Annotated in this window: 10 protein-coding genes and 2 pseudogenes; 2 read left to right on the top strand and 10 right to left on the bottom strand. The window is 63.4% G+C overall.

The genetic code is table 11. The features are described from left to right. The 3 genes and pseudogenes from XAXN_RS08285 to XAXN_RS08275 all read right to left on the bottom strand — a co-directional run. Positions 1-1,625: pseudogene (locus XAXN_RS08285) on the bottom strand (type IV secretory system conjugative DNA transfer family protein); the annotation flags it as partial. Positions 1,626-1,661: 36 nt separating this feature from the next. Next, entirely contained in the window at positions 1,662-1,904 is a 243-nt protein-coding gene (locus tag XAXN_RS08280; protein ID WP_054319190.1) for a hypothetical protein, read from the bottom strand. A 445-nt stretch (positions 1,905-2,349) separates the two neighbouring features. After that, positions 2,350-2,547: pseudogene (locus tag XAXN_RS08275) on the bottom strand (transposase); the annotation flags it as partial. A gap of 272 nt (positions 2,548-2,819) precedes the next feature. Here XAXN_RS08275 and XAXN_RS22440 point away from each other — a divergent pair. Next, complete coding sequence (locus XAXN_RS22440; RefSeq protein ID WP_167694765.1) at positions 2,820-2,972, top strand: hypothetical protein; 153 nt, start codon at positions 2,820-2,822, stop codon at positions 2,970-2,972. Between the two features lie 95 nt (positions 2,973-3,067). On the opposite strand, the gene secF is transcribed toward XAXN_RS22440, so the two are convergent. From secF to XAXN_RS08245, 6 genes are all read right to left on the bottom strand, one after another. Further along, a complete protein-coding gene (secF, locus tag XAXN_RS08270; RefSeq protein ID WP_054319188.1) occupies positions 3,068-4,036 on the bottom strand; it encodes a protein translocase subunit SecF in 969 nt (322 codons plus the stop codon). Positions 4,037-4,130: 94 nt separating this feature from the next. Continuing rightward, on the bottom strand, positions 4,131-5,975 hold the full coding sequence (gene secD / locus XAXN_RS08265; protein ID WP_054319187.1) for a protein translocase subunit SecD: 1,845 nt from the start codon (positions 5,973-5,975) through the stop codon (positions 4,131-4,133). Positions 5,976-6,165: 190 nt separating this feature from the next. Then, positions 6,166-6,519 (bottom strand): preprotein translocase subunit YajC, encoded by a 354-nt coding sequence (gene yajC / locus XAXN_RS08260; RefSeq protein WP_003489768.1) that lies wholly within the window; start codon positions 6,517-6,519, stop codon positions 6,166-6,168. Between the two features lie 131 nt (positions 6,520-6,650). Beyond that, positions 6,651-7,796: a tRNA guanosine(34) transglycosylase Tgt gene (gene tgt / locus XAXN_RS08255; RefSeq protein WP_054319186.1), complete on the bottom strand. Its 1,146-nt coding sequence runs from the start codon at positions 7,794-7,796 to the stop codon at positions 6,651-6,653. Between the two features lie 69 nt (positions 7,797-7,865). Further along, the gene (gene queA / locus XAXN_RS08250; RefSeq protein WP_054319185.1) at positions 7,866-8,936 is read right to left on the bottom strand and encodes a tRNA preQ1(34) S-adenosylmethionine ribosyltransferase-isomerase QueA; all 1,071 of its coding nucleotides are present in this window, start codon (positions 8,934-8,936) and stop codon (positions 7,866-7,868) included. A gap of 165 nt (positions 8,937-9,101) precedes the next feature. Next, positions 9,102-9,533 carry an Lrp/AsnC family transcriptional regulator gene (locus tag XAXN_RS08245; protein ID WP_054319184.1) on the bottom strand — a complete coding sequence of 144 codons (432 nt, stop codon included), beginning with the start codon at positions 9,531-9,533 and terminating at the stop codon, positions 9,102-9,104. Between the two features lie 122 nt (positions 9,534-9,655). Here XAXN_RS08245 and XAXN_RS08235 point away from each other — a divergent pair, with 122 nt between their 5' ends. Further along, a complete protein-coding gene (locus XAXN_RS08235; RefSeq protein WP_054319182.1) occupies positions 9,656-11,152 on the top strand; it encodes an aminotransferase class III-fold pyridoxal phosphate-dependent enzyme in 1,497 nt (498 codons plus the stop codon). Positions 11,153-11,502: 350 nt separating this feature from the next. On the opposite strand, the gene XAXN_RS08225 is transcribed toward XAXN_RS08235, so the two are convergent. Beyond that, entirely contained in the window at positions 11,503-12,210 is a 708-nt protein-coding gene (locus tag XAXN_RS08225; RefSeq protein ID WP_054319181.1) for a glycosyltransferase family 32 protein, read from the bottom strand. Positions 12,211-12,223 lie beyond the last annotated feature (13 nt).

Raw genomic sequence — 12,223 nt, 5'->3', positions numbered from 1 at the left:
AAATCGGGGGGACGTCGCCTCGTAGTAACGAATCTTGTCGCACTTCACCGGATGCGGGATCCCCTCGTACAAGAACACTTCCTTCTCGTTGCTCATAGCCTTGAGCTCCTGCGGCAACATCAGCGCCCACCGCTCTTCTGACACGCTATGCGTTGTCTCGCGCCCTCGGGTGACGTTCTTCTTCTTGATGGTGGTGTAACCCAACATCTCGGAGTAGTCGTTGGCGTCCTGCTGTTCGCGCGGTGCGTAGAGGATCTGCAGGGCGTGGTTGGTGATGATGGTGCGTGACAGAATCTTTGCCGTAGGTTGCGTCCATCTGGGCCATGCTCTGGATGATGGGCAGTAGGCGGATGTTGTAGCCAGCCATGTAGGCCACAGCGGTCGCGAAGATGTCCACCTTGCCGATCGAGGTAAAATTCGTCCATCAGCAACAGGCACTGATATTTGAGTTCAGGGTTGGACTCGGGCAGTTCGCGGGTATTGAGGTTGGTGATCTGGCTGAAGAGCAGATTGATGATCAGGCGGCTCTCGGCCAGCTTGTCGGGCTGGATGCCGATGTAAATCGTCATCCTCTTCTTGCGAAGGTCCGTGAGCACGAAGTCGTCCGCACTGGTGGCAGCGTCCGGGATCGGATTGATCCACGCATTGAGCGGCTCCTTCAAGGTGCCCATGATCGAGGCGAAGGTCTCATCCGCCTGGGACAGCATGTTGGCAAAGGCCGACTTGGCGTTGCTGCTGAGGAACCGCCGCTCGGACAGCGACTTCAGATATTTCTTGAGATCGGTGCCGTCACCCGACAAAAGGCGATAAATGCCGCCCAAGGTGGGCGCCCCTGCCCCACCCGGAAAACCGAGCGAGAGCTCCTCGTCCCAGTTTTCGAACAGGTACAGCGCAAATGCCTTGAAGGCGTTGCGCGCCTGGCTCACCCAAAACTTCTGGTCGTCCGAGCCATCCGGGTACAACATCGCCGCAATGCTCATCAGATCCGAAACGCGAAATGCGGGGTCGTTCGACACATAGGTCAACGGGTTCCAGCGATGGGTGCGACGGTCTTCGTCGAACGGGTTGAACAGGAAGACTTCATGGCCCTGGCTGGCACGCCAACCACTGGTCAGGTCGAAGTTCTCCTGCTTGATGTCCAGGACCACGACCGACTCTTGGTACTCCAAGAGGTTGGGGATGACGACACCGACACCCTTGCCGGAGCGCGTCGGCGCAGCGAGAATCAGGAATTGTTGGCCGCTCAATCGCACTAGCTTGCCATTGAACTTGCCGACGACGATGCCGTTTCCGCTGGGCTTGAATAGCCCACGTTTGGAGAGATCGGCGGCCTCGGCGAAGCGCGCGTCACCGTGCAGCGCGCGCGCTTTGGGCTTGACGATGAGCACAACGGCAATCGCCCAGACCAGCGCCGGCAGCCCGAATCCAAGCATGCCCGCGATCTTGATCTTGGTCGCGTAAGGAGCCACCTGGGACAATCCAAGCGCGCTGAAATAGCGGTAGTAGATGTCCCATCCGTACAGAGCGGTGTCGAGCCGCGGCAGCAGGGTCAGATAGCCAGACATGCAGTACCCGACTAGGACCGCCACCAGCGTGGCAATTGCGATGATTTTGGGTTTGGACATGCGCCCTTCTCCTTAGGTTTGCATCACGATGCGGGGCTAGCGACGCACGACCGGCTTATGGTCGACAAGCTCGGATTTACGCCCACCACTCTCGCTCTCCACCAGCGAATCGATCCAGACCTTGGCCTGGTCCAGGGACAAATCCGGTGTAAGTCGCGTCCCCGCATCGGTCACAACGGCGCATGCCACGACTGCGTCGGGTGCGTACACCTCGTCACGCGTCATCGCCACAACACGGTACCCGCCCCTGGTCAGCACGGTGTGCTGATATTCGTCCATCGCCAGCCTTCCTTTCCGTCAGCGCGGTGGCGATGCTAAAGCAAGACGTGTGACGGTGAAAGCGGTATCGGCGGACTGGGCGGCTGTGGGCAGCGCTGACCCGCGAAACAGCTGCACCGAACGCTTATTCCCCAGCCGAGGGACTCTCGGCGCGCTTTCGAAGACGTATATAACCGGGGTGAGACATGGTCCGCCTACCGCCTACGCGCGCGGGAGTCACTCCGATCGCCCGGCTTACGGCATGAAGCGCCCATTCGCGGCGAAAGCACCTATCAGCCCGGGCGCTGGACAGTCATCCCGCGACCATCGATCAAGGCACTGTTCCAAGATAGGAAGAGAGCGGCGCGGGGAGTTCATCGCCCAGATGGGGCGAGACATCGCTGGCGTCTCGCATCATCCGCAACGTGCAGATCAGTTAGATGGCGCAGCACGATTCGGCATCGCTCAGGCGCCGGTTCTCGTCCTGCAGCTCCTTGAGCTGGAACATCAGCGACGCATCCATGCCGCCAAACTTGCTGCGCCACTTATAGAACGTCGCCGAGCCGATGCCGTGCTCGCGGCACAACTCCGGCACTGACGTGCCAGCCTCGGCCTGCTTGAGTACGGCGATGATCTGGCTTTCGGTGAAACGGGATGTCTTCATGGAACCTACTCGGAAAAGGGTACGAGAAAATTCCACTTCTGGCGTCAGCTAACCTGTGGGGGGGATTACCGCTGGTCACCGTAGCCCTCGCCCTCGTGTCGCTGAGCGGTCGCGATTTCTGCACACGCAGCAGCAACAGGCATTGGAACAACAACACTGGCAGTTGCAGCAGGAGCTGAGCTTGCAGTAAGAGTGCGGGCGACTGGCCGCACAGGAAAAAACCCAGTGATGAGCAACGCGACAACGAACAGTCAGCCACGCTGGGCGACAGCATGCGCCTCGAGCAGTCGCAGAACCTGCTGCGCCCCATGAGCGGCCACGCGCACCCGGGACAAGCTTTGTACGGCGACGTCAAGGACCGCCTTGAAGCCAAGGGCGCGCCGCTGCCGGAAGATCGCCTGCACCAGGTCACCACCGACATGTAAATCATCGGCTTCAAGCCCGACTGGCGCGGACGCGCGGCAAACGAAAAAACCGCGCAAGGCGCGGTTTTTTCGTCAGACACCCAACACTTGCTAGATCAAGGACGCCGCGCCAGCGCCTCCACATCCTTGGCCTTGGGCAGCAGATCCTGCTTGGTCACCGCAAATGGCCCGATGCTCAGCATCGGCACGGCCACGATCACCGAGGAGATCACCACGATCACTGCGCCGATCATGTGCGTTTCGGCCAGGCCTTCCATCGACTCGCCGCCGTAGATGTACAGCGCCAATGCCGACAGGAAGAACATCACCGCGGTGATCACCGTGCGCGAGAGCGTCTGGTTGATCGAACGGTTGAGCACTTCCAGCGGCTCCACGCGCAAGGCACGGAAGTTTTCGCGCACACGGTCGAACACCACGATGATGTCGTTGATCGCAAAGCCCATCACCGACAACAGGCCTGCCAGCACGGTCAGGTCGAACTCGCGACCGGTCAGCGACACGAAGGCCACGGTGACCAGCAAATCGAACAACGCGGTCAGGCTGGCGACCACCGCGAACTTCCACTCGAAGCGGAACGCGATGTAGATCAAAAAGCCCACCAGCATGAACACCGTGGCATACACGCCGTTCAAAGCCAGATCCTTGCCGACCTGCGGGCCGACGAATTCGCCAGGCTGCACGGTGGCCGGATTCTCGTCGCTGGTCACCGCCTTGCGCACATCTTCGGCAACGGTGCGCGCGGCGTCGTCGCGATTGTTGTTCTGGCCATGCGGCTGCAGGCGAATCATGAGTTCATTGCCGCCGCGCGCGTTCTGCACCTGGGCGTTTTCGAAGCCGGCCTTGGACAGCTTTTCGCGTACCTGATCCACATCCACGGTCTTCTGGAACGAGGTCTGCACCAGCGTGCCACCGGTAAATTCCAGCGCGTAGTTGAAACCCTTGCCGACGATGATGCCGACCGAGGCGACTGCCAGCACCAGCATCAAGATCAGCACCGGCTTGCGCCAGCTCATGAAATCGATCTTGGTGTCGTTGGGAATCAGGTGAAGCGGAAAAATTTTCATTGAATCCAGCTCTTCATATTTACCCGCACGTGAATGTGCGGGCTGTTGCGAGGGACTCGCACTCATACGTGCGGGCTCTTGCGAGGGACTCGCATTAAATGGCGACGGACTTCAGCTTCTTGCGGCTGCCGTAGATCAGCACCGCCAGCGCGCGCGAGACCGTGATCGCGGTGAACATCGAAGCGAAAATACCGATCATCATGGTCAGCGCGAAGCCTTTCAGTGGACCGGTACCGAACGCGTACAAGGCCACCGCCACGATCAGGCCGGTGAGGTTGGCGTCGAGGATGGTGCCGCCGGCCTTTTCGTAACCGGCCGCGATCGCCGACTTGGCCGGTACGCCAAGCCGCAACTCTTCGCGGATACGCTCGTTGATCAGCACGTTGGCGTCCACCGACAGACCCACCGACAAGGCAAGGCCGGCAAAGCCCGGCAGCGTCATGGTGGCGCCGAACAGCGACATCACCGCCACCACGATCAGCAGGTTGAACAGCAGCGCCACCGAGGTGATCGCGCCGAACACGCGGTAGTAGATGGTGAAGAACACCAAGGTAAACAGGAACGAGTAGATCACTGCGGTGACACCGCGCTCCACGTTCTCCGCGCCCAGGCTCGGGCCGATCACGTATTCCTCGACGAAATCCATCGGCGCGGCCAGCGAGCCGGATTTCAGTATCTTGGCCAGGTTTTCGGCTTCGGTTTTTTCCAGACCGGTGGTCTGAAAGTTCTTGCCGAATACGCCGGCGATGCGGGTCGCCGGCAAGGCTTCTTCCTTGACCCGCACGCTACGCACTTCCTTGCCGTCGACCATGGTCACGGTGGGGATGCGCTCGATATACACCACCGACATCAGCTTGCCGACGTTGGCGCTGGTGTAGTCGAACATGCGTTGGCCGGCGACGTTATTGAGCGTCACCGCCACTGCCGGCATGCCGTTCTGATCGGTGCTGACCGACGCACTCACCATCTGGTCGCCGGTCACCAGCGCGCGCTTGTTGAGCAGCACCGGCGCGCCGGTATCGCGCACTCGGTAGACCTTGGCCTCCGGCGGGATGTTGCCGCTACGCACGGCATCGTCGGCATTCCCGTCGACCACGGCGCGGAATTCCAGCGAGGCGGTGGCACCGATCAGGCGCTTGGCTTCGGCGGTGTCCTGCAAACCGGGCAGTTCGACCACGATGCGGTCCTCGCCCTGGCGCTGGATGGTGGGCTCGGACACGCCCAGTGCGTTGACGCGGTTGCGCAAGGTGGTGAGGTTTTGCTCGATCGCACCGCTGGCGATCTGCTTGAGCTCGGCCTCCGGCACCTTGACTGCGATGTTCTGGCCGCTGACGTCGTAGGTCAGGGTCGGCTGCGACTTGGCCAGCGTCACGCGCGCGGCGTCGGTACTGGCGCCCTCGCCCAGGCTGACCTGGATGCTGTTGTCGGCGCGACGCTCCACCGAGCGATACGGGATACGCGCATCGCGCAAGGTGGTGCGGATGTCTTCGGCAAACCCGTCCAGGCGCTTTTCCAGCGCGGCCTTTTGATCGACCTGCATGGCGAAGTGCACACCGCCCACCAGGTCCAGACCCAGCACCATCGGCCGGCCACCCAGCTTGGCCAGCCAGTCCGGCACGGTGGAGGCCAGGTTCAGCGCCACGGTGTAGTTCTCGCCCAGCTGCTGACGCAACACGTCGTTGGCGTGGGTCTGCGCCTGCAGCGAGGGCAACCGCACCATCAGGCTGTCGCCTTCTTTTGTGATCGCCTTCGGCGTGATGCCGGCGCTCTTGAGCTCACCGTCGATGCGGCTGCGCAATGCGTCGTCGAGCTGCGCACCGCGGCTGGCGGTGATCTGCACGGACGGGTCCTTCTGGTACACGTTGGGCAGCGCATACAGCGCGCTGACGGCCAGTACCAGCAGAATCAGGAAATACTTCCAGCGAGGAAATTCGAGCATTGCGACAGTCCCGCGTGGCACCATCCCGGCGCCGCGCCTAGCAGTGAGAACAACTTCAAGCGACCGATACAACGTCGCCAATGGCCTTCGGATGGATACGGGCGGTACAGCGGAACCGGTAGGTCACAGCATTCGGTTCCACCTGGCGACTGCGCCTGCCTGACGGCGGCGCAGCCGTTTCAGGACGCGCTTAGCTCGCCGACTTCAGCGTGCCCTTCGGCAGTACGTGGCCCACGGCACTCTTCTGCACACGGATACGCACGTTGTCGGCCACTTCCACGCTGATGAAGTTGTCGCCGATGTCGGTGATCACGCCCGCCACGCCGCCGGAAGTGATCACTTCGTCGCCGCGCGCCAGCTTGTCCAGCAGCGCCTTATGCTCTTTCTGACGCTTCATCTGCGGGCGGATCATCAGGAAATACATCACGGCGATCAGGATGATCGGCAGCGCGAAGGTGGACAGGCCGCCCATCGGGCCGGGCGCCGGCGCGCCGCCAGCGGCCTGCGCCTGGGCAGCGGGGATCAGGAAATCGAGCAGATTCATTCAGTGCATCCTAGTTTGGTGCCAGCGCGCCCATGGGCCCGCTCGCTATTCAGGTACCGCCGGAGCGGAACAGCCGGGAATTATGCCACGCGGGTTCCACGCCGTCCGCGACAGGGCGCGGGCGGCCGGTCTCAGCTGGTTCCCCCCGGCAACGGCGGCGTGGTGGCGCCGCGTGCCGCATAGAAGGACCGCCGGAACTGCACAAAGGTTCCCGAGTCGATCGCCGCACGCATGTCGGCCATCAGTTTCTCGTAGTACCAGAGGTTGTGCAGGGTGCCCAGCATCGGCGCCAGCATCTCGTTGCAGCGGTCCAGATGGCGCAGATAGGCTCGCGTATAGCCGCTGCTGCAGGCATGGCAGCCACAGCCCGGCTCGATGGTGTCCAGGTCGCGCTCGTATTTGGCGTTGCGGATGCGCACGGTGCCGAACGAGGTGAAATAGTGGCCGTTGCGCGCATTGCGGGTGGGCATGACGCAGTCGAACATGTCCACCCCGCGGGCCACGCCTTCGACCAGATCCTCCGGGCGGCCGACGCCCATCAGGTAGCGCGGGCGCTCGGCCGGCAGGCGCGGATGCAGGTGTTCGAGCATGGCGTTGCGCTCGTGCTCGGGCTCGCCCACTGCCAGCCCGCCGATCGCATACCCATCGAAACCGATGGCGCGCAGGCCATCCAGCGAGCGGCTGCGCAGGTCCGGATGCACCCCGCCCTGTACGATGCCGAACAGCGCCGCATCGTTGCCCAGCCCATCGTGCGCATCGCGCGAGCGCTGCGCCCAGCGCAGGCTCAGCTCCATCGAGCGCCGCGCCACGTCTTCGGTGGCCGGATACGGCGTGCACTCGTCGAAGATCATCACGATGTCCGAATCGAGCACTTTTTGAATTTTCATGCTCTCTTCCGGCCCCAGGAACACCCGCGCGCCATCGGTCGGCGAGGAGAAGGTCACGCCCTGTTCGGTGATCTTGCGGCGATGCGCCAGCGAGAACACCTGGAACCCGCCGGAATCGGTGAGGATCGGCCCGTCCCAGCGCGCAAACCCGTGCAGCCCGCCGTGATCGCCGATCACCTCCAGGCCGGGGCGCAGATACAGATGGAAGGTGTTGCCCAGGATGATCTCCGCCCCCAGGGCGCGGATCTGCTCGGGCAGGATGCCCTTGACCGAACCATAGGTCCCGACCGGCATGAACGCAGGAGTCTGGACCGTGCCGCGTGGAAAGGTCAGGCGCCCACGTCGGGCATGCCCGTCGGTGGCTTGGAGTTGGAACTGGAGTCGGGACATTGCGGGGCCGGGATTTAGAATTTGGGATTCGGGATTGGCAAAAGCGAGAAGGCGGTGAGCGGAGGGCCGTTACGAATCCCCACTCCCGAATCCCCATTCCCTGCTCCACAACAACATCGCATCGCCGTACGAAAAGAAGCGATAGCGCTGCGCGATGGCGTGGTGATAGGCCTCGAAGATGCGCTCGCGGCCGGCGAAGGCGGAGACCATCATCATCAAGGTGCTTTCGGGTAGATGGAAGTTGGTGACCATCGCATCGACGCTGCGGATGCGGTAGCCGGGCAGGATGAAGATCTGGGTCTCGCCGGCGAACGGCTGCAATTCGCCTTCGGGCGCGGCCTCGGTGGTGCGCCAGGCGCTTTCCAGCGAGCGCACCACCGTCGTGCCCACCGCGATGACGCGGCCGCCGCGGGCACGCGTGCGGCGCACCTGTTCCACCAGCGCCGCGCCCACGTTGAGCCACTCCTTGTGCATCACGTGCTGGTCGAGCTTGTCCACCCGCACCGGCTGGAAGGTGCCGGCGCCCACATGCAAGGTGACGTGTCCGAACTCCACCCCGCGCTCGCGCAAGCGCGCCAGCAGCGGCTCGTCGAAATGCAGCCCGGCGGTGGGCGCGGCGACCGCGCCGACTTCGCGCGCGAACACGGTCTGATAGCGCTCGCGGTCTTCCACGCCCGGTTCGCGGCGGATATATGGCGGCAGCGGCAGGCGGCCAGCCTCCAGCAGCCAGTGCTCCAGCGGGGTCGGGATGTCGAAACGCAGCAGATAGAACTCGCCATCGCGGCCAAGCACCTCGGCCTGGCCGCCGGCATCGAGCGCGATCACGCTACCGGCCCTGGGCGACTTGCTGGCGCCGATCTGCACCCGTGCCTGACGCTCGCCAAGCAGGCGCTCGATCAGGATTTCCACCCGCCCGCCACTGGCCTTCTGCCCGAACAGGCGCGCCGGAATGACCCGGGTGTCGTTGAAGATCAACAGATCGCCGGGCTGCAGCAGCTCCGGCAGATCGCGCACCTGGCGGTCGGCCAGCGCCTGCGGCGGCGACGGCACCACCAGCAACCGGCTTGCCGCGCGCTCGGCCAGCGGCGCCTGGGCGATCAGTTCGTCGGGCAGGTCGTAATGGAAATCGGACTTCTTCAAGGCCGCAGGATTGGGTGACTGAGGAGCCGGTTAGTGTAACTGCGGCGGGATTGGAGATTCGGGATTGGGGATTCGCAACAGCAAGATCCGCGTGCAGGAACGGGTATGACACAAGCCGGCTCGCTTTTACGAATCCCCAATCCCCAATGCCGACTCCCGGCTCCTTCACCGCTCGAACTTCGTCGACAAAATGATCGACGTCATCGTGCGCTCCACCCCGTCGATGGCGCCGATGGCGTCGGTGAGTACGTCCATCTCGTTGACGCCGCCGACCACGCCCAGCGCGACCAGGTCGTAGGCACCGCTGACCGAGTGCAGCAGGCGCACTTCCGGGATATCGCGCAGCGCCTTCACCACGGCAGGCATCTTCTTGGGCAGCACGGTGATCAGGATGTGCGCGCGGATGCGGCCCTGCTCGTAGTCGTCATGCGTGCGCACGGTGTATCCGCTGATCACGCCGTCGCGCTCGAGCTTTTCAATGCGGCTTTGCACGGTCGTGCGCGAGAGCCCGAGCCGGCGCGCGATCTGGGCAGTGGAAGCGCGCGCGTCCTCGCGCAGCAGCGACAACAGGCGTTCGTCGGAGGGGGTGATCTTCACTATTGCGCATTCGTTTCGGCGATTCGCCGAAAATACCGCACTTCCTGACCAAATTCACGCTGCCAAACGCCGATCTTCTGCCGATAATAGAAAGGGAACGCCACCTTTGAAGGAGATGCGCCATGTCCGTCCTTGCCCCGCTCGCCCCGCTGCGTGCCCATGCCGGCCGCCGCCTGACCGAAGGCCTGGACGACGCGACCATCGCGCGCCTGGCCGCCAACCACCCTGACCTGCAGCACGCCATCCAGGCAGCCGCAGCCGAATACGCGCTGGTGCGCGACGACGCCGCCGACCTGCTAGACCTGGACGAAGAGGCGCAGATCGGCGCAGTGCAGGAAGGTTTCATCAATTTCTACGCCGACGATGCAGTGACGCCTTATGTGGCACTGGCCGCACGCGGGCCGTGGGTGGTCACACTCAAGGGCGCGGTGCTCTACGACGCCGGCGGCTACGGCATGCTCGGCTTCGGCCACACGCCGGCGGCGGTCCTCGAGGCCATGGCGCGCCCGCAGGTGATGGCCAATGTGATGACGCCCAGCCTGGCGCAGCGCCGGCTCGATCGCGCCCTGCGTGCCGAAATCGGCCACAGCCGCGGCGGCTGCCCGTTCGCACGCTTCATGTGTCTCAATTCCGGCTCCGAAGCGGTGGGCCTGGCCGCGCGTATCGTCGATACCAATGCCAAGCTGCACACCGACCCCGGCGCGCGTCACGCCGGCGCCACCATCAAGCGCCTGGTGGTCAAGGGCAGCTTCCATGGCCGCACCGATCGCCCGGGGCTGTATTCGGATTCCAGCCGCAAGACCTATACCAAGTACCTGGCCAGCTACCGCGACGAAGATTCGGTGATTGCGATCGCGCCGTACGACGTGGCCGCGTTGCAACGCGCCTTCGATGAAGCGGCGCGCAATCACTGGTTTATCGAAGCGGTGTTCCTGGAGCCGGTGATGGGCGAAGGCGACCCGGGGCGTGCGTTGCCGGCCGAGTTCTACGCCGCCGCGCGCGCCCTTACCCGTACCCATGGCAGCCTGTTGCTGGTCGATTCCATCCAGGCCGGGCTGCGCGCGCATGGCGTGCTCTCGGTGGTAGACTACCCCGGATTCGAGCAGCTCGACCCGCCGGATCTGGAAACCTACTCCAAGGCGCTCAACGCGGCCCAGTACCCGCTGTCGGTGCTGGCAGTGACCGAACACGCCGCGCAGGTGTATCGCAAGGGCACCTACGGCAACACCATGACCACCAACCCGCGCGCGCTCGATGTGGCCTGCGCCACGCTGGCGTTGTTCACGCCGCAGGTGCGCGAAAACATCCGCCTCCGCGGTGCGCAGGCGATTGCCAAACTGGAGGCGCTGCAGGCCGAACTCGGCGGCTTGATCACCAAGGTGCAAGGCACCGGCCTGCTGTTCTCCTGCGAACTGGCACTGCGATTCAAGTGCTACGGCGCCGGTTCCACCGAGGAGTGGCTGCGCCATCGCGGTATCAACGTGATCCACGGCGGCGAGAACTCGCTGCGCTTCACTCCGCACTTCGCGATGGACGAAGACGAGCTCGATCTGCTGGTCGGACTGATCGCACGTGCGCTCAAGGAAGGCCCACGTCAGGTGCAGGCCGAAGCGGCCTGAGTCGCTCCATGCGGCACGCCGGCGCGCATGTCGTCGGCGTGCTGCATGGGCAGGTGGTGAACTTTCCACCAGCCACACGCTGTGTAGCCTGGCAGGTTGAAGTGTGCCAGCGGCGGTGTCGCGTGGGATGTGCTGCGTTCAACTGAACTAAGGCAGCGCCATCAGCCACGGCGTTGCGTGCATCGCGTTGCTGATGTCGCGCAACACCTGCAACCTACGATGCGAAGCGAATTGAACTTGCAAGCTTGCGCGTGCATAAATCGCCTGCAACATGCAAGCGAATGAGCGCAATTCAGATTCGACCCGGGCAGGTCTTCCCAGGTCGATTCCGTCTCACCGCGTGCTGCCACTCAAATTGGCACCGCATTCAACTTGCGGCGCAGATAGTTGGTCAGGGCACGCCGCGGCGACTTGCCGCGCCACGATGCCCAGCACAGGTGCGAGCCGACCGCGATCTTGCCGCCACGATGGCCAAGCCCGAACCAGGTGCGATCCGGATAGAAAGCGTCGCGTGGCGGGAACAGGATGTCGGCGAACTGCACGCCATGCGCATTGTAGAAACGCGTCAGTCCACGCGGGCCCGAAATCATCGGAATCTCGCGATGGTCCTGCAGTGTTTCCGGGGCATGTACGGTAAAGATGTGCTCGATGAACGCGCGCCAGAACGGATGCCCGGGTTCGGAGCCGAACACGGCATTGCCGATCTTGAAGTCTTCCTGGCCCGGCGCACCTTCCTCGACGGGCAGCACGCAATGCTGCGACAGCAACTGCGCATCCAGTGGTCGTAGCAGTTTGTAGTCGGTGTCGAAGTAGAAGCCGCCATGCGCGTGCATGTACGCGCAGCGGGCGATGTCGGCTTTCATCACGCCGAAGCGGATCTGCTCGTAACGCGCGGCAAACTCGGGGAACGCACGCCGCATCAGTTGGGAGTTATCGGCATCGTCCCAGACGTAACAGGTCCATCCAGGCAACAGACGCTGCAAGCGATCGCAGATCCTGCGCTCTTCCCATAGCAACTGCTTGGTGGGTGCGGTCAGGTGAATCAGTTGGGGAATCATGGGGGACGACTCG

Source organism: Xanthomonas axonopodis, from assembly GCF_001304695.1.
Classification (GTDB): Bacteria; Pseudomonadota; Gammaproteobacteria; order Xanthomonadales; family Xanthomonadaceae; genus Xanthomonas; species Xanthomonas axonopodis.
The sequence above is the reverse complement of the archived record's forward strand: the minus strand, read 5'-3'. Positions and strand labels throughout refer to the sequence as shown.